This is a genomic window from Prauserella sp. PE36 (genome assembly GCF_003311655.1).
Lineage (GTDB): Bacteria > Actinomycetota > Actinomycetes > Mycobacteriales > Pseudonocardiaceae > Prauserella_A > Prauserella_A endophytica.
This window is the reverse complement of record NZ_QEQT01000072.1, coordinates 63,922-84,012: the sequence shown is the minus strand read 5'-3', so window position 1 is coordinate 84,012 and position 20,091 is coordinate 63,922. Positions and strand designations below refer to the sequence as shown.

The 20,091-nt window shown below is 72.0% G+C and carries 15 protein-coding genes; 7 read left to right on the top strand and 8 right to left on the bottom strand.

Annotated features, from left to right (window positions below):
- Positions 1-41: 41 nt before the first annotated feature.
- On the top strand, positions 42-4,487 hold the full coding sequence (locus DI005_RS19885; protein ID WP_113643076.1) for a hypothetical protein: 4,446 nt from the start codon (positions 42-44) through the stop codon (positions 4,485-4,487).
- A gap of 15 nt (positions 4,488-4,502) precedes the next feature.
- Here DI005_RS19885 and DI005_RS19880 read toward each other — a convergent pair whose 3' ends face one another.
- Complete coding sequence (locus tag DI005_RS19880; RefSeq protein WP_113643075.1) at positions 4,503-5,147, bottom strand: LysE family translocator; 645 nt, start codon at positions 5,145-5,147, stop codon at positions 4,503-4,505.
- 48 nt (positions 5,148-5,195) lie between these two features.
- On the opposite strand from DI005_RS19880, the gene DI005_RS19875 reads away from it, so the two are divergent.
- The 6 genes from DI005_RS19875 (at position 5,196) to DI005_RS19850 (ending at position 10,203) form a co-directional block, all read left to right on the top strand.
- On the top strand, positions 5,196-6,371 hold the full coding sequence (locus tag DI005_RS19875; protein ID WP_113643074.1) for a winged helix DNA-binding domain-containing protein: 1,176 nt from the start codon (positions 5,196-5,198) through the stop codon (positions 6,369-6,371).
- A gap of 145 nt (positions 6,372-6,516) precedes the next feature.
- Positions 6,517-7,521 (top strand): type I glyceraldehyde-3-phosphate dehydrogenase, encoded by a 1,005-nt coding sequence (gap, locus tag DI005_RS19870; RefSeq protein ID WP_112274442.1) that lies wholly within the window; start codon positions 6,517-6,519, stop codon positions 7,519-7,521.
- A 3-nt stretch (positions 7,522-7,524) separates the two neighbouring features.
- A complete protein-coding gene (gene pgk, locus DI005_RS19865) occupies positions 7,525-8,730 on the top strand; it encodes a phosphoglycerate kinase (RefSeq protein WP_112274440.1) in 1,206 nt (401 codons plus the stop codon).
- On the top strand, positions 8,730-9,515 hold the full coding sequence (gene tpiA / locus DI005_RS19860) for a triose-phosphate isomerase (RefSeq protein WP_113643073.1): 786 nt from the start codon (positions 8,730-8,732) through the stop codon (positions 9,513-9,515). Before pgk ends, tpiA begins: the two co-directional genes overlap by 1 nt.
- A gap of 59 nt (positions 9,516-9,574) precedes the next feature.
- Entirely contained in the window at positions 9,575-9,805 is a 231-nt protein-coding gene (gene secG, locus DI005_RS19855; protein WP_112274436.1) for a preprotein translocase subunit SecG, read from the top strand.
- A 56-nt stretch (positions 9,806-9,861) separates the two neighbouring features.
- Complete coding sequence (locus DI005_RS19850; RefSeq protein ID WP_110339356.1) at positions 9,862-10,203, top strand: RNA polymerase-binding protein RbpA; 342 nt, start codon at positions 9,862-9,864, stop codon at positions 10,201-10,203.
- A gap of 58 nt (positions 10,204-10,261) precedes the next feature.
- Here DI005_RS19850 and DI005_RS19845 read toward each other — a convergent pair whose 3' ends face one another.
- From DI005_RS19845 to tkt, 7 genes are all read right to left on the bottom strand, one after another.
- Positions 10,262-11,482, bottom strand: coding sequence for a sensor histidine kinase (locus tag DI005_RS19845; RefSeq protein WP_113643072.1), 1,221 nt, complete (start codon positions 11,480-11,482; stop codon positions 10,262-10,264).
- A gap of 167 nt (positions 11,483-11,649) precedes the next feature.
- Entirely contained in the window at positions 11,650-12,432 is a 783-nt protein-coding gene (gene pgl, locus DI005_RS19840; protein WP_112274432.1) for a 6-phosphogluconolactonase, read from the bottom strand.
- Positions 12,429-13,403 carry a glucose-6-phosphate dehydrogenase assembly protein OpcA gene (gene opcA / locus DI005_RS19835; protein WP_112274430.1) on the bottom strand — a complete coding sequence of 325 codons (975 nt, stop codon included), beginning with the start codon at positions 13,401-13,403 and terminating at the stop codon, positions 12,429-12,431. Before opcA ends, pgl begins: the two co-directional genes overlap by 4 nt.
- The gene (zwf, locus tag DI005_RS19830) at positions 13,400-14,929 is read right to left on the bottom strand and encodes a glucose-6-phosphate dehydrogenase (protein ID WP_112274428.1); all 1,530 of its coding nucleotides are present in this window, start codon (positions 14,927-14,929) and stop codon (positions 13,400-13,402) included. The genes opcA and zwf overlap by 4 nt, the downstream gene beginning before the upstream one ends.
- Positions 14,926-16,545, bottom strand: coding sequence for a glucose-6-phosphate isomerase (locus DI005_RS19825; RefSeq protein ID WP_112274426.1), 1,620 nt, complete (start codon positions 16,543-16,545; stop codon positions 14,926-14,928). Before DI005_RS19825 ends, zwf begins: the two co-directional genes overlap by 4 nt.
- A gap of 7 nt (positions 16,546-16,552) precedes the next feature.
- Positions 16,553-17,668: a transaldolase gene (gene tal / locus DI005_RS19820; protein WP_112274425.1), complete on the bottom strand. Its 1,116-nt coding sequence runs from the start codon at positions 17,666-17,668 to the stop codon at positions 16,553-16,555.
- A gap of 34 nt (positions 17,669-17,702) precedes the next feature.
- A complete protein-coding gene (gene tkt / locus DI005_RS19815; protein WP_113643071.1) occupies positions 17,703-19,802 on the bottom strand; it encodes a transketolase in 2,100 nt (699 codons plus the stop codon).
- Positions 19,803-20,091 lie beyond the last annotated feature (289 nt).

Sequence of the window (20,091 nt, the reverse complement as noted above, 5' to 3'; positions counted from 1 at the left end):
CACCGAGCGCGCGCGGGGCCGCCGAAGGTAGGGGGAAGTACATGTACGAGCTGTCGCGGGTGCGGCTGCACTCCGTGGGGCCGAGCGGTGCCCGCTACCAGGATGTGGTGCTGGACTTCAGCGGCGTCGGCGAGGTGATCACCGCGCCGAAGCAGGACGCGCTGTTCGGCGCGGGCATTCACAGCGCCGAACAGGGCCTGCCACGCAGGCCGTCGCCCGCCAGCGTGCTGTTCCTGGAGAACGGCGGCGGCAAGTCGGTGCTGATCAAGCTGATCTTCTCCGTGATGCTGCCGGGCAGGCGGCAGGTGGTCGGTACCACCAACACGCGCGTGCTGGAGAAGTTCGTCGGCGCAAAGGATGTCGCCCATGTGGTGCTCGAGTGGCAGCACACCGAGACCGGCGAGCGCGTGATCACCGGCAAGGCGTCGGAGTGGCGCGGTCACGTCGCGTCCTCCGATCCGGCGAACCTGATCGACTCCTGGTACTGCTTCCGGCCCAGCACGTCGGTGGGCCTCGACACGCTGCCGCTGACGGCCGACGGCAGGCTGCTCACGATGTCCGGCTTCCACGACCGGCTGAACGAGCTGCACGCCGAAGTGCCCGAGCTGGAGCTGTTCTGGACGCGCAGGCACCACGAGTGGACCGAGCGCCTCGACCTGCTGGGCCTCGACACCGAGCTGTTCCGCTACCAGCGGGCGATGAACGCGGGGGAGGGCGAGGCCGCCGACGCGTTCGCGTTCAACACCGACGAGGCGTTCGTCGAGTTCCTGCTGCGGGCCGTGGTGACCGAGGACGAGCCGAAGGACCTCGCCGAGGTGGTGGCCACCTACGCGCACAATCTCGCCCAGCGCGGCGACCTGATGTCCGAACGCGACTTCGTGGCCGGGGCGCTGGACCTGCTGACGCCGCTGACCGACGAGGATCGCCTCGCCGCCGCCTCCCGCAAGCTCGCGGCCTCCGCGCGCGGCGAGCTGGAGACGCTCGCCGGGCGGATCGCCGCGCGGGACCGCATCGAGAACGAGCGGCTCGCGGGGCTGGAGGCGCACGTCGAGGAGGTCGGCGACGCGGAGAAGCTCGCCGAGGGCGACCACCGCCGCCTCTCCGCCGTGGTGACCGAGCTGCGGCGTACGGTCGCGAGCCTGCTGCTCGACGAGGCGCGGGCGAGCAAGGAGCGCGTCGACGCCGAGTTGGCCGAGGCGAAGACCCTCGCCGAGGCGTGGCGCGAGACCGGCACCGTGCTCACCCACCTCAACGCCACTCGCAGGGCCCGCGACATCCGTGAGCTCGTGGGCAGCCGTGAGCAGAAGGCCCAGCCCGCGCTGGAGGCCAAGAACGCCGCCGCTCTCGCGCTCGCCAGGGGACTGCTGGGCCTTGCTCGTGAGGCGCAGGCGCAGGCCGACGAGGCCGAGACCGCCGCCGAGGCGGCGCGGGCCGAGGCCGAGCAGGCGCAGCGCGAGCGGGACGAGGCGACCGGCACCGCGGCCAACCGGCGTGCCGAGGCCGACGGGCTCGCCGCCCGCATCGAGGAGGTCCGCGCCGAGATCGCCCGCGCGAGCAAGGACGGACTGCTGGCCTCCGGCGCCGACGTCGCCGAGGCCGCCAGGATCGCGAGCGCCGCCGCCGAGACCGCCACCGCGGAGCTGGCGCGCAGGGAGGCCGAGCTGGAGCGGGTCGCCGAGGAGTTCGGCGCCGCGCAGGCCGCCGTCAACGAGGCGCACCGCACGGCCGGGTCGGCGCGCGACCGCGCGGAGCGCGCCGCCGAGGAGCTGGAGCGCGCGCAACGGCGCACCGACAGCCTCGCCGCGGAGGCCCGGCTCGGCGAGCTGCTCGGCACCGGCGACGTCGCGCTGGAGACCGATACCCCGGCGCTGCTGGACCGGTTGCGCGAGGCCCGTGCCACCGCGGAGAGCGAGCAGACCGCCTTGCGCATCGAGGAGTCACTCGACGAGCGCGCGTTGGGCGCGCTCGGCTCGGGCGGCCTGCTGCCGCCGCCACAGGAGGTGCAGGCGGCGCTCGACGCGCTGGAGGCCGCGGGCATCACGGCGTGGTCCGGCTGGCGCTATCTGTCCAAACTGGACTCCGAGCGGCGGGCGGAGGCACTGCGCCTGGCGCCGCAGCTGGTGTCGGGCGTGCTGCTCAACGACGCCGGGCACCTGCCGAGGGCGCGTGAGGTGCTGACCGAGCAGCGGCTGCTGCCGAGCGCGGCGATCGCGGTCGGGGTCACGGCCGCGTTGGCGGACGCGGACCTGGACGCCGCGCCGGGCGTGGAGTTCCTCGTACCGCCCAACCCGGCGATGTACGACGAGGAGGCCGCCGACAGCGAACGCGAGGCCATCGCGCGCAGGCAGGCCGAGCGGCACCGGCGGCTCGCGCGGCTGGAGGAGTCGATCGGCGCCGACGCCGCGCTGTCGTGGAAGCTCACCACGTGGCGCGAGGACTACCCGCCCGGCAGCATCGCGGTGCTTGCCGAGCAGGCGCAGGCCGCCGTCGCCGCGCGTGACGCCGCGGACGCCGCCGTCGCCGAGGCCGAGGCACGGCTGGAGCGGCTGACGTCCATTCGCGACACGGCGCGCGAGCGCGTCCCGGCGCTGCGGGCAACCCTGCGGGAGGCCGAGGAGAAGGCCCGCAGGCTGGAGGAGCTCGCGGGCCGGGCGGCACGGGTTCCACAGTGGACCGAGGAGACCGGGCACGCGCGGGAGATCGCCGACCGCGCCGAGGCGAGGGCCCTGGAGGCGGGCGCCAAGGCCGCGCGGCTGCGTGAACGCGCCGCCGAGCATCAGCGCACCGCCGACGGTCACCGCAGGACCGCGAGCACCGCGAGGGCGGAGCTCGCCGAAGTGCCCGGCGGCGGCTCGGTGTCCGAAGAGGACGCCGCACCCGCCGAGCCGGTGGACGCGCTTCGCCGGGCCTTCGCCTCGGCCGCGGAGGCGTACGCGAAGGTGGAGGTGGGCAGCGACCTGCGCGCCGAGCTGGAACAGGCCGAGAGCGCGGAGTCCTCGGCGAGGGCCGCGCTGGAGAACCTGCCCGAGGCCGTGCGGGCACTGGCCGGGGAGCTGCTGGAGACCCCGGACGGCTCGGACGCCTCGGCGAGGGCCGCGGCGCAGGCGAGGACGGCTAGGACCGTGTCGGCTCTGGAGGACGAGCGCGCCGAGGTGATCGGCCTGCTCGCCACGCGAAGGGCCGAGCTGGACCAGTTGCCCCGGCAGCACGGACCGCTCGACTCCTTCGACAAGCCCCGCGACGTCGAGCACGGCCGGGAGCTGATCGACGCCGCGGCGGCCGAGGTCTCCGCCGCCGCCCGCAAGTGGGAGGAGCTGCGGGAGCAGCGGGCCGCCGCGCAGGCCTCGCTGGACTCGGCGCGCCACTCGGCGTCCGGTTTCCGGCTGCTCGCCGAGTCGCTGGCCCCGTATCTGCCCTCCGGCGAGCCGGACCAGGTCTACGACGCCGACGTGGACACCGCCCGTGCGCGCTATGGCGAGCTGAGCGCGAGCCTCGCGCGTGCGCAGGAGACCGTCGACGAGTCGGAGAGGCGGGTGCGCGCGGCGGCCGACACGCTAGCCCAGTACGCGACGGAGAAGCGGTTCGAGAAGCTCACGACGCCGGTGCGCCAGCAGGTGATCTCCGTGCGCCGCGACAACCTGCCGCAGCACGCGGAGGAGTGGGCGCGGGCGCTGCGGCCCCGGCTGCGCACGCTGACCGACGACCTGGCCCAGATCGACCGGCACCGTTCCGGGATCATCACCCGGCTGCAGAGCATGGTCGAGGGTGCGCTGCGCACCCTGCGCTCCGCGCAGCGCGTGTCGCGCCTGCCGGACGGGCTCGGCGACTGGTCGGGCCAGGAGTTCCTGCGGATCCGGTTCACCGAGCTGGAGGGCACCGAGCTCGCCGAGCGGCTCGGAGAGGTGGTGGACGAGGCCGCGGCCGGCAAGACCAGCGACGGCAGGGACGTCAAGCGCGACGGCATGTCCCTGCTGCTGCGTGGCGTGCAGGCCGCGGTGCCGAAGGGCTACCGCGTCGACATGCTCAAGCCGGACTCGGTGCTGCGGACCGAACGGCAGCGGGTGTCGGAGATCCGCGACGTCTTCTCGGGCGGCCAGCAGCTCACCGCGGCGATCATCCTGTACTGCACGCTCGCGGCGCTGCGGGCCAACAACCGGGGCAAGATGCGCAACCCGCACTCGGGAGTGCTCTTCCTGGACAACCCGATCGGCCGTGCCTCGGCGGGCTACCTGCTGGAACTGCAGCGGGCCGTCGCGAAGGCCCTCGGCGTGCAGCTGATCTACACGACTGGGCTGTTCGACGCCGGGGCGCTCAGCGAGTTCCCGCTCATCATCCGCCTGCGCAACGACGCCGACCTGCGGGCGGGCCGCAAGTACCTGTCCGTGGAGGCGACGCTGCGGCAGCAGCTCGACGAGCTGGCTGAGCCGGACGGCGTGGCCCGCCTCTCGGCGACCCGCCTCTACGCCAAGCCCGCCGCCACCGGCTGACCACACAGGTGCTGGTCAGTCCTTGCGGCCCGTGAAGGCGAGGGTGGCGCCGAGGCCGATCATCGTGAGGCCGCCCGCGCCGCCGACCAGCTCCAGCCTGCGCGGCGAGCGGGCGAACCAGTCCCGCGCCGTGCCCGCGACGAACGCCCACGCGCTGTCCGACAGCACCGCGATCACCGGCAGCAGGATGCCCAGCACCAGGATCTGGGCCGGCACAGACCCGGCCTGCTGGTTCACGAACTGCGGCAGCACGGCGGCCAGGAACACGATCGACTTCGGGTTGAGGAAACCCACCAGGAACCCGTCGCGCAGCACCCGCAGTGTGTGTCCCCGCGTGGCCTCGATCCCAGCGCGGAACACGTCGGCGAGCGAGCGGCGGTGCCGCCATGCCTGCACCCCCAGGTACACCAGGTAGGCCGCGCCGGCGAGCTTGACGATCGTGAACACCGTCGCCGAGCGCTCGACGAGCGTGCCCAGTCCGAAGGCCACGGCGACGACCTGCGCGTACACCCCGGTGGCGTTGCCGAGCACGGTGAGCAGCGCATCGCGCCGCCCGACGGTGAGCGCGCGGCTGATCGTGAACAGCACGCTCGGCCCGGGGACGACGACCATGACGAACGTGAGGGCGGCGAAGGCGGCCAGCTGGCTCGCGGAGACCATGCGTCAGAGGCTACGGCCATTGTCGGGGGGCGGTGGTAGGAAAGCGCCGTGACACGGAACGTGAGCGTCGCCGAGCGGCGGGCGCGGCTGGGCGTGCGGCACCGGCTCGCGCGATCGGCGCGCGCGGGCACTCCCGAGGACGTCGCGGAGAGCCTCCTCGCGCTGCACGCGACCGACCCGGCGAGCGTGTACCTCGCGGCGGCGGCGAGGATGGCCGAGCCGGAGGTGCGCGCGGTCGAGCACGCGCTGTACGAACGGCGCTCGCTGGTGCGGATGCTGGGCATGCGGCGCACGATGTTCGTCGTGCCCGCGGAGGTGGCTCCGCTGGTGCAGGCGGGCTGCGCCGTCGACATCGAGCGCAAGCAGCGGCGGCTGCTCCTGCAGCACCTCGAGCAGACGGGCATCCCCGGCCTCGACGCGTGGCTGCGCGACGTCGAGGACGCCACCGTGCGCGCCCTCGAGACGCGGGGCACCGCGCACGCCACGCAGCTGGCCGAGGACGAGCCGAGGCTGCGCACGGAGATCGTCATGGCACAGGGCAAGCCGTACGAGTCGCGGGGCTACGTCACGAACCGGGTGCTGTTCCTGCTCGCCGTGAGCGGGCGGATCGTGCGCGGGCGCCCGCGTGGCACGTGGCTGTCGACGCAGTACGAGTGGGCGCCGGCGGAGAAGTGGCTGCCGGGCGGGCTCGGCGACCTCGACCCCGCCGCGGCGCGGGTGGAACTGGTGCGGCGCTGGCTAGCGGTCTTCGGTCCCGCGCAGGTGAGCGACCTGGTGTGGTGGACGGGCTGGACGGCGCGACAGGCCAAGCAGGCGCTGGCCGCGCTGGACACCGTCGCCGTCGACATGGACGGCATCCCGGGCATCGTGCTGGCCGACGACGCCGGGCCGGTCCCGGAACCGGAGCCGTGGGTCGCGCTGCTGCCCGCGCTCGACCCCACCGCGATGGGCTGGGCCGAGCGCGGCTGGTTCGTCGGCGAGCACCGGGCGGCGCTGTTCGACCGCACCGGCAACATCGGGCCCACGGTGTGGAGCGACGGCCGGATCGTCGGCGGCTGGGCGCAACGCCCGGACGGCGAGGTCGTGGTCCGGCTGCTGGAGGATCCCGGAGCCGAGGCGGCCGCCGCGATCGAGGCCGAGGCGGCCCGGCTGACGGCGTGGCTCGGCGACGTCGTGGTGGTCCCGAGATTCCGCACACCGGTCGAGAAAGAGCTGTCTTCTTGATCGATTCGCTGAATGCTTCGAGGTGGGGGACGTCTCGGTCGGGGGATGAGGGTCCGCCCTGGCCAGGCACGCTAGGGTGGCGGTTGAACCCGAAGATGTGTAGCCCCGGCTGCGGCCGGGTCGAACCCTTGAGGAGAGAAGAGCAGTGACGGTTCGCGTAGGCGTCAACGGCTTCGGCCGCATCGGCCGCAACTTCTTCCGCGCGGTGCAGGCCAGCGGCCACGACATCGAGGTCGTCGCGTTCAACGACCTGGGCGACGTCGCCACGATGGCCCACCTGCTCAAGTACGACAGCGTCCTCGGCCGCTACCCGGAGGAGGTCAGCGTCTCCGACGAGGGCATCGTCGTCGGCGGCAAGACCATCAAGGCGCTCGCCGAGCGCGACCCGGCCAACCTCCCGTGGGGTGACCTCGGCGTGGACGTGGTCGTGGAGTCCACCGGCTTCTTCACCAACGCCGACGCCGCCAAGGCCCACATCGCGGGCGGCGCGAAGAAGGTCATCATCTCGGCGCCCGCCAAGGGCGAGGACCTGACCGTCGTGCTCGGCGCCAACGACAAGCTCTACGACGGCTCGCAGACGATCATCTCCAACGCTTCCTGCACCACCAACTGCCTGGCCCCGCTCGCCAAGGTGCTGCACGACACGTTCGGCATCGAAAAGGGCCTGATGACCACCATCCACGCCTACACGCAGGACCAGAACCTGCAGGACGGCCCGCACAAGGACCCGCGCCGCGCTCGCGCCGCCGCGCTGAACGTCGTGCCGACCTCCACCGGCGCCGCGAAGGCCATCGGCCTGGTGCTGCCGGAGCTCAACGGCAAGCTGGACGGCTACTCGCTGCGCGTCCCCGTGCCCACCGGCTCGATCACCGACCTCACGGTCAACCTGACCAAGAAGGCCACGGTCGAAGAGATCAACGAGGCCTACAAGGCAGCCGCGGAGGGCCCGCTCAAGGGCATCCTGCGCTACAGCGAGGACCCGATCGTCTCGTCCGACATCGTCAACGACCCGGCCTCGTGCATCTACGACGCGCCGCTGACGAAGGTCATCGACGACCAGGTCAAGGTGTTCGGCTGGTACGACAACGAGTGGGGCTACTCCAACCGCCTCGTGGACCTCGTCGGCCTCGTCGGCTCCAAGCTGTCCTGACCGATGGCGCTCAAGTCACTCGACGACCTGTTGTCCGAGGGTGTCTCCGGGCGGTACGTGCTGGTGCGTTCGGACCTGAACGTGCCGCTCGACGGCGCCACCATCACCGATGACGGCCGCGTGCGGGCCGCCCTGCCGACCATTGAGCGCCTCGCCGACGCGGGCGCGAAGGTGGTCGTCACGGCCCACCTCGGCAGGCCGAAGGGCGCACCCGACGAGAAGTACTCGCTGCGCCCGGTCGCCGCGCGGCTCGGTGAGCTGCTCAGGGCCGAGGTCCAGCTGGCCGGTGACGTCGTCGGCCAGCAGGCGAAGGCCGTCACCGGCTCGCTCGCCGACGGCCAGGTGGCCCTGCTGGAGAACGTGCGCTTCGACCCGCGCGAGACGAGCAAGGACGAGGGCGAGCGGGCCGGGCTGGCCCGCGAGCTCGCCGGGCTCGTCCCCGGCGCCGCGTTCGTCTCCGACGGCTTCGGCGTGGTGCACCGCAAGCAGGCCTCCGTCTATGACGTGGCCCGCGTGCTGCCCGCCTACGCGGGCGGCCTGGTGCTCGCCGAGCTGGAGGTGCTCGCGAAGCTCACGGGTGACCCGCGGCGGCCCTACGCGGTGGTACTCGGCGGCTCGAAGGTCTCCGACAAGCTCGCCGTGATCGAGGCGCTGCTGCCGAAGGTCGACCGGCTGCTCGTGGGCGGGGGCATGTGCTTCACGTTCCTCGCCGCGCAGGGCCACGGCGTCGGCAGCTCGCTGCTGGAGACCGACATGGTCGACACGTGCAAGCGGCTGCTGGCGGAGGCGGGCGGCAAGCTCGTGCTGCCGGTCGACGTCGTCGCCGCGGACAGGTTCGCCGCCGACGCCGCCACCCGCACCGTGGCCGCCACGGAGATCGAGGACGGCTGGATGGGCCTCGACATCGGCCCGGAGACCACCACCGCGTTCGCGGCCGCCATCACCGGAGCGGAGACGATCTTCTGGAACGGGCCCATGGGCGTGTTCGAGATGGCGCCCTTCGCCGAGGGCACCCGCGGGGTCGCGCAGGCGATCGCCGGCTCGTCGGCGTTCAGCGTCGTCGGCGGTGGCGACTCGGCCGCCGCGGTGCGCCTGCTGGGCCTGCCCGAGGACGGCTTCTCGCACATCTCCACCGGCGGCGGCGCGTCGCTGGAGTACCTCGAAGGCAAGGAGCTGCCCGGCGTGGCGGTCCTGAGTGAAGGAGCCTGATGGCGCGCAAGCCGCTGATCGCGGGCAACTGGAAGATGAACCTCAACCACCTCGAGGCCATCGCCCTGGTGCAGAAGATCGCCTTCTCGCTGCCCGAGAAGTACTACGCCAAGGTCGACGTCACCGTCCTCCCGCCGTTCACCGACATCCGCAGCGTGCAGACGCTGGTCGACGGCGACAAGCTCCTGCTCACCTACGGCGCGCAGGACCTCGCGCCGCAGGACTCCGGGGCCTACACCGGTGACGTGTCGGGCCCGATGCTCGCCAAGCTCGGCTGCACCTACGTCGTTGTCGGTCACTCCGAGCGGCGCGAGTACCACGCCGAGACCGACGAGATCGTGAACAAGAAGGTGCGGGCCGCCCACAAGCACGGGCTCTCGCCGATCCTCTGCGTCGGCGAGCAGCTGGAGGTGCGCGAGGCCGGCGGGCACATCGAGCACACGACCGCGCAGCTCATCGCCGGGTTGAAGGGGCTCAAGGCCGAGCAGGTGCAGAACACGGTCATCGCCTACGAACCCGTGTGGGCGATCGGCACCGGCCGTGTGGCGACCCCGGCGGACGCCGAGGAGGTGTGCGCGGCCCTGCGGACGGCGCTCACCGAGAAGTACGGCGCCGAGGTGGCCGAGCAGGTCCGCGTGCTCTACGGCGGTTCGGTGAAGTCGGGCAACATCGCCGACCTGATCAAGTGCGACAATGTCGACGGCGCGCTCGTGGGCGGCGCCAGCCTCGACGGTGAAGAGTTCACGAAACTGTGCGCTCTCGCCGCCGGAGGGCCTCTACCCTGATCTCAGTGGGGACCCGCTACTCTGGGTACCCCCGCCACCCGCAGTACACAGAGGATGACATGAAGCTTTTCCTGCAGATCCTGTTGATCGCGACCAGCGTGCTGCTGATCGTTGCGGTGTTGCTGCACCGTGGCCGCGGTGGCGGGCTGTCCTCCCTGTTCGGTGGTGGTATGCAGTCGAGCCTGGCCGGGTCGAGCGTGGCCGAGAAGAACCTCGACCGCATCACGCTCGGCCTCGGCGCCGTATGGATCATCTCCATCATCGGTCTCGGTCTGCTGCTGAAGATCTGATCGGAATCGGCGTGCCTGGCGGGGTACGTCAACTTCACTGGTGGGTGTGAGGAAGCATGGTTGGCGGTAACGCGATTCGAGGCACGAGAGTCGGGGCGGGTCCCTCCGGCGAGTCGGAGCGTGGGGAGGCCGCTCCGAGGCGCCGGGTGTCCTACTGGTGTGCCAACGGGCATGAATCCCGGCCGTCGTTCGCGATGGATGCCGAGGTTCCGGAGGAGTGGGACTGCCCTCGGTGCGGGCTGCCGGGCGGACAGGACGAGCAGAACCCGCCCGCGGCTCCGCGCACGGAGCCGTACAAGACTCACCTGGCGTACGTGAAGGAGCGGCGCAGCGACGCCGACGGTGAGGCCATCCTCGCCGAGGCGCTGGAGCGGCTGCGGCAGCGCCGCCAGATCTGAGAGTCGGCTCGACGACGGCCGCCGGGCACCCGCCCGGCGGCCGCCGTCGTGCCCAGAGTCAGAACGACACGGGGTACTTCGCGGCCACCCGCCAGCCGCCGTCCGGCGTCGGCGTGGTCTCGAAGGTGCCGCCGAGCAGGCGCGCCCGCTCCGCGAGGCCCGTGAGCCCGTAGCCGCCGGAGGGGAACTCGTCGGCGCCGCCGTGCGGCTCGTCCGGCCGGTCGTTGCTCACCTCGACCGAGAGGCCCTCCTGGTCGCCGCGCAGGCGCACGAACGCCGTCGCGCCCGGTGCGTGCTTGCGGACGTTCGTCAGGCACTCCTGCACGGTCCGGTACGCCGCCGCGGACACCTTCGGCGGCAGGTCCTCCGGCACCCGCTCGACGGCGAGCTGCACGGGCACGTCCGCGGCCCTGATGAGCTCCGAGAGGTCCGCGAGGTCGGGCTGTGGGCCGTCGTCCTCGGTGCCGGAGCGCAGCACGCCCACGAGCGCACGCAACTCCTCCAGAGTGCGCGTGGACAGCTGGCGGATCGTGCGGGCCGTGCGCTCCGCGTCGCCGCTCGGGCTGATGGCGGCCAGCGCGCCCGCCTGCATGGCGATGAGGGTGATGTCGTGGGAGACGACGTCGTGCATCTCCCTCGCCAGCCGGGCCCGCTCGTCCGCGCGCACGGTCTCGGCGTACAGCTTGCGTTCCCGGTCGCGGCTGGCCGCCAGTTCCGCGAGCCGGGCGGCCAACTCCTGCCGCGCCCCGATGAGCAGGCCGATCGCCACCGGCATCCCGGCGACGATCACGCCGTAGATGGCCGAGAGGGCGTGCTCGCGCCACGTGAGCGCGACGAAGTCCGGCAGCGGCCACAGCACGAACCTGGACAGCCACACGAGCCCCGCGCCGACCCAGGTCTGCCAGTGCATCTGCTTGCGGGTCGCCAGGTAGCCCAGCGCGATCATCGCGGCCAGCTGCGCCCACCCGGCGATGAACCCGGGGAACGTCAGCAGCACGACCGTGAACGGCAGCCAGCGGCGCGCCACCAGCGCCACGCAGCTCGCCGCGGAGAGCCAGACGGAGTACTTTTCGGCGCCTTCCGGGATCACCAGCCAGACGTCGAGTACGGCGATGAGGATGACGGCCGCGTCGACCGCGACCTTGCGCACGCCAGGGTGGTTCCACAGTGCTGTCGTCGCTCTCGGGACGGTCGTCCGGCGCGACCGCGCGCGGTCGGCGGCCCCCGCGCCTGGGCCGCCGACCGAAACCCCGGGGATGGTCATTCCCTCTGTGGTCATGGCTTGGACCTCTCGTCTTGTGGACTCGACAATGAGAGGTCATGAGGACGGGTTTGGGACGCGAAAACCTGAAAAAGTGTGCGGAAGTTAACGCCCCGCACACACGGTGTCACGCGTCCGTGTGTGCGGGGCCAGGGGAAACGGTGGCGTGTGCCGGTGAAAACCGCCTACACGCGAGGCGATGTCGGCACGTCGCCGAGCTTGCCCGCGGCGGCCTTGTCCAGCAGCCACAGCGTGCGGCGCCTGCCCCGCGCGCCCGCCACCGGCAGCTGCACCTCGCCCGCACCCGAGAGCGCCAGCGCCACGGCGTCGGCCTTGGCCTCGCCCGTGGTCACCAGCCACACTTCGGCCGCGCTGCGGATCGCCGGGAACGTCAGCGAGACGCGGGTGGGCGGCGGCTTCGGGCAGTTGCGCACCGCCACCACCGACCGCTCGTTCTCGTACGCGGCGGGCGACTCGGGGAAGATCGACGCCGTGTGGCCCTCACCGCCGAGGCCGAGCAGCATGACGTCGAACGTCGGCACCGGGCCGTGGTCCTCCGGCCGCGCGTTCGCGGCCAGCACGTCGGCGTAGGCGGCCGCCGCCGCGTCCGGGTCGTCGCCGAACTCGCCGTCTGACGGCGCCATCGCGTGCACCCGTGCCGGGTCCACCGGCACGTGGTCCAGCAGCGCCTCGCGCGCTTGCTTCTCGTTGCGCTCCGGGTCGTCCGCGGGCACGAACCGCTCGTCGCCCCAGTACAGGTCGAGCCGCGCCCAGTCGATCGCGTCCCGTGCGGGGGAGTGGCGCAGCTGCTCCAGGATCGCGATCCCGGTGCCCCCTCCGGTCAGCACGAGCGACGCCGACCCCCTGGCGGCCTGCAGGTCCACCAGCTTCGTCACCAGCCGGGCCGCGCACGCGGCCGCGAGCAGACCGGGGTTGGCGTAGACCACCACCTCCGAGGCCGGGTTCATGCCTTCGCCTTCGTCTTCGTCGCGGCGGCCTTGCCGGCCGCCGGCTTCTTGCGGGCCGCCGACAGCTTGCCGAGTCCCAGCAGCGCGGCCTCGTAGATCTCGTCCGGATCCAGCCTGCGCAGCTCCTCGATCAAGCAGTCGCGGTTGTCCCTGCGGTGCAGCGAGATCCGCCGGGTCGGCTGGCCCGGCTGGGTCAGCGTGCCGGTGCGGCCGTCGGGCCGGTAGATCTCGATCGCGCCGGAGGGGCGCTCCAGCGACACCGCCACGATGCCCTGAGCCGTGGTGGTCTTGACCCGCTTCACCGGCACCTTCAGGTACTCGGCGAGCCAGCCCGCCAGCAGCTCGGTGGACGGCGAGTCGGCCTCCCCGGTCACCGACGCCGCGGTGACCCGCTCGTACGGCGGCAGGTCCAGCGCCGAGACGAGCTGCGCCCGCCAGTTGGTGAGCCTGGTCCAGGCCAGGTCGGTGTCACCGTCGACATAGGACTTCGCCCGCGTCATCAGCGCCCTGATCGGGTTCTTCTCCGCGGCCGAGTCGGTGATCCGCCGCTGGGCGAGCTCGCCCAGCGGGTCCCTCGCCGGTGCCTTCGGCCCGCTTCCCGGCCACCACGTGACGATCGGGGCGTCGGGCAGCAGCAGCGGCACCACCGCGCTCTGGCCCTGGCTCGCGAGCGCGCCGTAGAGCCGGAGCACGATCACCTCGCTGGCCCCCGCGTCGCCACCGACGCGGATCTGGCCGTCGATGCGCGGCGCCGCCGTGCGGGCGCCCTTGGCCACCACGATCACCCGCGACGGGTGCTCGCGGCTGGCCTCGTTCGCCGCGTCGATGGCATCCTCGAGCTGCTCGTCGTCCTCCGCGGCGATCACCAGCGTGAGCACGCGGCCGAGCGCGATCGCGCCACCGCGCTCGCGCAGCTCGACCAGCTTCTTGTTGAGCTGGGACGTCGTGGTCGATGGCAGATCGATGATCACGGCCGCCTCCAGTGCCTACCCGAACGCTCCAGCATCGCCTCCGCCGACGGCGGCCCCCACGAGCCCGGCTGGTACGGCTCGGGCGCCCCGCGCTTGGCCCAGTGCTCCAGAACCGGGTCCAGGATCTGCCAGGACAGCTCGACCTCCTCGTTCACGGGGAACAGCGACGGCTCGCCCAGCAGCACGTCCAGGATCAGCCGCTCGTACGCCTCCGGCGAGGTCTCGGTGAACGCGTGGCCGTAGCCGAAGTCCATCGTGACGTCGCGGACCTCCATCGTGGTGCCGGGCACCTTGGAGCCGAACCGCATCGTGATGCCCTCGTCCGGCTGCACCCGGATCACCAGCGCGTTCTCGCCCAGCTCCTCGGTTGCCGTGTAGTCGAACGGCAGGTGCGGCGCCCGCTTGAACACCACGGCGACCTCGGTGACCCTGCGGCCGAGGCGCTTGCCGGTGCGCAGGTAGAAGGGCACCCCGGCCCAGCGCCGGTTCTGTACCTCCAGCGTCACCGCGGCGTAGGTCTCGGTGGTCGACTCCTTCGAGAAGCCGCCTTCCTGCAGCAGGCCCGGCACCTTCTTGCCGCCCTGCCAGCCGCCCGCGTACTGGCCCCGCGCCGTGGTCTCGTCGAACGGCCCGACGGGCTTGGTGGCGCTGAGCACCTTGACCTTCTCGGCGCGCAGCGCTCTCGGGTGGAAGGAGACCGGCTCCTCCATCGCCGTGAGGGCAAGCAACTGCAGCAGGTGGTTCTGGATCACGTCCCGCGCGGCGCCGATGCCGTCGTAGTAACCGGCGCGGCCGCCGAGGCCGATGTCCTCGGCCATCGTGATCTGCACGTGGTCGACGAAGTTGGCGTTCCAGATCGGCTCGAACATCTGGTTGGCGAAGCGCAGCGCCAGGATGTTCTGCACCGTCTCCTTGCCGAGGTAGTGGTCGATGCGGAACACCGACTCCTCGGGGAACACGTCGTTGACGACCGCGTTGAGCTCCTTGGCGCTCGTGAGGTCGTGGCCGAACGGCTTCTCGATGACGACCCTGCGCCACACGTCCTCGCTGGACTCCGCGAGCCCGCAGCGCGCCAGCTGCTTGGTGACCACGGGGAACGCCCACGGCGGGATGGAGAGGTAGAACGCGGTGTTGCCGCCCGTGCCGCGCGCCTCGTCGAGGTCGTGCACGGTCTGGGCGAGCCGGTCGAACGCGTCGTCGTCGTCGAACGTGCCCTGAACGAAGCGGATGCCCTCGGCGAGCCGGTTCCACACCGACTCGCGGAACGGCGTCCTGGCGTGCTCGGCCACCGAGTCGTGCACGAGCTCGCCGAAGTCCTGGTCCTCCCAGTCCCGCCGCGCGAACCCGACGAGCGAGAACCCGGCCGGCAGGAGGCCACGGTGCGCGAGGTCGTAGATGGCGGGCATGAGCTTCTTGCGCGAGAGGTCCCCGGTGACGCCGAAGATCACCAGGCCCGAGGGCCCGGCGATCCTCGGCAGCCGCTTGTCGCGGGGATCCCGCAGCGGGTTGGTCCACCCTCGTTTCATGAAGCGAGCTCCTGTACGGCGCGCATCAGTTCGGCCAGCCCCGCGGCCCGGTCGGTGAGGTGCAGCCGCAGCACGGGCCTGCCGCCCGCGGCGAGCACCTGACCGTCACCCAGCGCCTGCGCCCGCTGCAGCTGGCCCAGCGTGTACGGCCGGTCCGGCACCTCGAGGTCGTTCTCCGGCGTGCCGGTGAGCTGCAGGAAGACGCCGTTCGGGTGGCCGCCCTTGTGGTACTGGCCGGTGGAGTGCAGGAACCGGGGTCCCCAGCCGAACGTCGTCTGCAGCCCGGTCCGCTTGGCCAGCTCGGGGCGCAGCAGCGAGGCCGACGCGTCGTCGAGCCGGTCGAGGTAGGCCTGCACGGCCACGTAGCCGCCCTCGGGGGCGCTGTCGAGGAACTCCCGCAGGACGTCGGTCAGCGAACCCTCTCCGGTGGTTCCCGCGCCGCCGTACACCTCGACGGAGCCGAGCACCGCCGACGGCTCGGCGGAGCCGGTGAGCGCTGCCGGGTCGTCCAGCAGCGACCTGGCCGCCTTCTTCGCTGCCTCCACGTCGGGCTGGTCGAACGGGTTGATCCCGAGCAGCCTGCCCGCGATCGCCACCGCGAACTCCCACAGCAGGAACTGGGCGCCGAGCGGGCCCGTGACGGCGACCTTGGCCTCACCCGACGCGGGGCCGACGGCGACCGGGGTCGCGTCGGAACCCGCGCTCGTGAAGCCGGGTGCGGTGTGGCCCTCGACGACGACGGGCAGCAGGCCGGTGCCCTGCTTGCCCGTGGACTCGGCGATGAGCTGCTCGGCCCAGTCGCCGAGGCCCGTGATGCCGGAGCCGGTGTCGGCGAGCACGACCTTCTCGGCGCCGTCGGCGTGCGCGGCGCCGAGCGCCGCCGCGAGCCGCAGTGCCGGGTTGTCCGTCGAGTCGGCCGTGAGCGTGTCGGCGACGCCGGCCGCCTGGTCGAGCAGCCGCGCCACGTCGGCGCCGGCGAGCCCGGCCGGGACGAGCCCGAACGCGGTGAGCGCCGAGTAGCGGCCGCCGACGTTCGGGTCGGCGAGGAACACCTTGCGGTAGCCCTCGGTCTCGCCCAGCTCCGCCAGCGGTGAGCCGGGATCGGTGACCACGACGATGCGCCGGGCCGCGTCGATGCCCGCGTCGGCGAACGCCTTCGCGAAGATCCGCCGGTGGCTGTCGGTCTCCACCGTGGTGCCGGATTTGGACGACACCACGATCACCGTGCGGTCCAGGTCGCCGGCGAGCGCGTCGGCGACCTGGCCGGGGTCGGTGGTGTCCAGCACCGTCAGCGCGACGCCCTCGGTGCCGGTGATCACCTCCGGCGCCAGTGACGAGCCGCCCATCCCGGCGAGCACGACGCGGTCGACGCCCTCGGAGCGCAGCTCGGTGCGCAGGGCCTCGATCTCGCCGATCAGCGGGCGGGAGCTCCTGTGCAGGGTGGTCCAGGACAGCCGGATGGACGCCTCGGACTCCGCCTCGGCGCCCCACAGCGTGGCGTCCTGGGCGCCGACCTTGCTCGCCACCCCGTCGCTGACGAGCTTGTCGAGCAGCGGCGCGGCCGCGGTGTCGAGTGCGGTGTCTTCGATCGTGACTGAAGTCCGTTCTCCAGCCATCGCCGGCTCAGCCCTTCGCCTTGTCGAGCTGGCCGGTGACGGTGTCCAGCAGCTCGGCCCAGGACTTGTCGAACTTCTCGACGCCCTCGTTCTCCAGAGTGAGGAACACGTCGGTCACGTCGATGCCGATGGCACGCAGCTTGTCGAACACCTCCTGCGCCCGCGCGCCGGTGCCGCTCACCTTGTCGCCCACGATCTCGGCGTGGTCGGCGGCGGCGAAGAGCGTCTTCTCCGGCATCGTGTTCACCGTGCCGGCCACCACGAGCTCGTCGACGTAGCGCGTGTCGGAGTACTCCGGGTTCTTCACGCCGGTGGAGGCCCACAGCGGGCGCTGCGGGTTCGCGCCCTCGGCCTTGAGCGCGGCCCACCGCTGCGAGGCGAACAGCTCCTCGTACGCCGCGTAGGCGAGGCGGGCGTTGGCGATCGCGGCCTCTCCGCGAAGGGCCAGCGCCTCGTCGGTGCCGATGGCCTCCAGCCGCTTGTCGACCTCGGCGTCCACCCGGGACACGAAGAACGACGCGACGGACTGGATGCCCCTGAGATCGTGGCCGTTGGCCTTGGCCTGCTCCAGCCCGGCGAAGAACGCCTCGATGACGGCGCGGTACCGCTCGACGGAGAAGATCAGCGTGACGTTGACGCTGATGCCCTCGGCGAGCGTCCGCGTGATCGCGGGCAGACCCTGCTCGGTGGCCGGGATCTTCACCAGGATGTTCGGGCGGTCGACCGTCTTCCACAGGTCCTGCGCCTCGGCGACGGTCTTCTCGGTGTCCCGCGCGAGGCCGGGGTCGACCTCGATGGAGACGCGGCCGTCGACCCCGTTCGTGGCGGTGTAGACGTCGCGGAAGAGGTCCGCGGCGTTGCGCACGTCGGTGGTGGTCAGCTCGCGCACCGCGGCGTGCAGGTCGGCGCCGCGCTCGGCGAGCTCGCGCACCTGCTCGTCGTAGGCCTCGCCCTTGGACAGCGCGCCCGCGAAGATCGTCGGGTTGGTGGTGACACCCACGACGTGCTTGTCGCGGATGAGCTCGGCGAGGTTGCCCGAGGTGAGCCGCTCCCTCGACAGGTCGTCGAGCCAGATCGACACGCCTGCCTGCGAGAGCTGGGCCAGCCGGTCGGTGTTGCTCATGACGTGTTCCCCTTTGATAGTCGGGAGTTGTTTGTCAGGAGTTCTTCTCCAGCGAGCGGCGGGCCGCGGCGACCACGGCCTCCGCCGTGAAGCCGAACTCGCGGAACAGGGTCTTGAAGTCCGCCGAGGCGCCGAAGTGCTCGATGGACACGATCTCGCCGCCGTCGCCGACGAAGCGGTGCCACGGCTGTGCGATGCCGGCCTCGACGGCCACGCGGGCCTTGACGGTCGGCGGGATCACGGCGTCGCGGTAGCTCTGCTCCTGCGCGTCGAACCACTCGACACACGGCATGGACACCACACTCGTGGCAACGCCGTCGGCCTCGAGGACCTTCCTGGCCTCGACGGCCAGCTGTACCTCGGAGCCCGTGGCGATGAGCACGACCTCGGGGTTGCCGTTGGAGGCCTCGGCCAGCACGTAGCCGCCCCTGGCGACGCCCTCGGCGTTCGTGCCCTCCAGCACCGGCACGTTCTGCCGGGTCAGCGCGAGGCCGGACGGCGCGTCGGTGTCCTCCAGCACGGCCTTCCACGCGGCGGCGGTCTCGTTGGCGTCGGCGGGGCGCACGACGTTGAGGCCGGGGATGGCGCGCAGCGAGGCCAGCTGCTCGATCGGCTGGTGGGTGGGGCCGTCCTCGCCGAGGCCGATCGAGTCGTGCGTCCACACGTAGACGACCGGCGCCTTCATCAGCGCGGCGAGCCGCACCGCGGGACGCATGTAGTCGCTGAAGATCAGGAACGTGGCGCCGTAGGGCCGGGTGCCGCCGTGCAGCGCGATGCCGTTGAGGATCGAGCCCATCGCGTGCTCGCGGACGCCGAAGTGCAGCGTGCGGCCGTACGGGTTGGCCTTCCACATGTCGGTGGAGGCGCTCTCGGGGCCGAACGAGTCGGCGCCCTTCATCGTGGTGTTGTTGCTCTCGGCGAGGTCGGCGGAGCCGCCCCACAGCTCGGGCAGCACGTCGGCGACGGCCGACAGCACCTCACCGGAGGCCTTGCGGGTGGCGATGCCCTTCTCGTCCGGCTCCCAGCTCGGCAGCTTCTCGGCCCAGCCGGCCGGCAGCGAGCGGGTGGCCAGGCGGTCGGCCAGCTCCTTGCGCTCCGGGTTGGCCTCGGCCCAGGACTCCCACAACTGGAGCCACTTGGTGTGCTCGGCCTTGCCGCGGTCGAGCGCCTTGCGGGTGTGGGCGAGGACCTCGTTCTCGATCTGGAAGCTCTTCTCCGGGTCGAAGCCCAGGATCTCCTTGACGGCGGACACCTCGTCGGCGCCGAGCGCGGCGCCGTGGGCCTTGCCGGTGCCCATCTTCTTCGGCGCCGGGTAGCCGATCACGGTGCGCAGCAGGATGAACGACGGGCGCGTGGTCTCGGCCTTGGCGGCCTCGATGGCCTGCTCGAACGCCACGACGTCCTCGCCGCCGTCGACGATCTGCACGTGCCAGCCGTAGGACTCGTAGCGCTTGGCGGTGTCCTCCGACAGCGCGATGTTGGTGTCGTCCTCGATGGAGATCTTGTTGTCGTCGTAGATCACCACGAGGTTGCCGAGCTCCTGGCGGCCCGCGAGCGAGGAGGCCTCGGAGGTGACGCCCTCCTCGATGTCGCCGTCGGAGGCGATCACGTAGACGTGGTGGTCGAACAGGCTCTCGCCCTGCGGCGCGTCGGGGTCGAGCAGGCCGCGTTCGCGCCGGGCGGCCATCGCCATGCCCACGGCGTTGGCCAGGCCCTGGCCGAGCGGTCCGGTGGTGGTCTCGATGCCGGGGGTGTGCCGGTACTCGGGGTGGCCAGGGGTCTTCGAGCCCCACTTGCGCAGCTGCTCGAGGTCCTCCATCTCGAGGCCGTAGCCGGCGAGGAAGAGCTGGATGTAGAGCGTCAGGCTGCTGTGCCCCGCCGAGAGGATGAACCGGTCACGGGCCGGCCACTCCGGGTCGCTCGGGTCGTGCCGCATCACGCGCTGGAACAGCGAGTAGGCCACCGGCGCCAGGCTCATGGCGGTGCCGGGGTGACCGCTGCCGCAGTTCTCCACCGCGTCGGCGGCCAGTACGCGGACGGTGTCCACCGCGCGGGTGTCCAGCTCGGTCCAGTCGGCCGGGTAGTTCCGGCGCAGTAGGGGGTTGTTCTCGGCGGTCGTGGCGTTTTCCGACACTGAACTCGGCTCCTGAGTCGATTGCGCGTAGTAGCTCTTCGTGGTTACCCGGTGGCGCCCGGCCGCCACCCACCTTAATCGATCCGGAGCCCGTTATCCTGCAATCTTGCGAGGTGACCCGGGATCCGCGATCGACGAGGGCCAGCCTAGTAGGTACCCGGTTTGCTCGCGGGGGCACCAACGGGCGGCCCCGCATGCGACGCACGTCTCTTCCGCGCGATGCCGCCACGGGGCCCCGGAACGCCTTCTACTACGATCTGTCAAGGCAGTGGCCGCTGAGCAGTGGCAG

Coding starts and splice junctions, on each gene's coding strand:
- DI005_RS19880 (WP_113643075.1), bottom strand. CDS start 5,147: ATGGTCTCCGCGAGCCAGCTGGCCGCCTTCGCCGCCCTCACGTTCGTC.
- tal (WP_112274425.1), bottom strand. CDS start 17,668: ATGAGCAACACCGACCGGCTGGCCCAGCTCTCGCAGGCAGGCGTGTCG.
- secG (WP_112274436.1), top strand. CDS start 9,575: ATGAAGCTTTTCCTGCAGATCCTGTTGATCGCGACCAGCGTGCTGCTG.
- DI005_RS19845 (WP_113643072.1), bottom strand. CDS start 11,482: ATGACCACAGAGGGAATGACCATCCCCGGGGTTTCGGTCGGCGGCCCA.
- zwf (WP_112274428.1), bottom strand. CDS start 14,929: ATGAAACGAGGGTGGACCAACCCGCTGCGGGATCCCCGCGACAAGCGG.
- DI005_RS19850 (WP_110339356.1), top strand. CDS start 9,862: ATGGTTGGCGGTAACGCGATTCGAGGCACGAGAGTCGGGGCGGGTCCC.
- pgl (WP_112274432.1), bottom strand. CDS start 12,432: ATGAACCCGGCCTCGGAGGTGGTGGTCTACGCCAACCCCGGTCTGCTC.
- DI005_RS19825 (WP_112274426.1), bottom strand. CDS start 16,545: ATGGCTGGAGAACGGACTTCAGTCACGATCGAAGACACCGCACTCGAC.
- tpiA (WP_113643073.1), top strand. CDS start 8,730: ATGGCGCGCAAGCCGCTGATCGCGGGCAACTGGAAGATGAACCTCAAC.
- pgk (WP_112274440.1), top strand. CDS start 7,525: ATGGCGCTCAAGTCACTCGACGACCTGTTGTCCGAGGGTGTCTCCGGG.
- DI005_RS19885 (WP_113643076.1), top strand. CDS start 42: ATGTACGAGCTGTCGCGGGTGCGGCTGCACTCCGTGGGGCCGAGCGGT.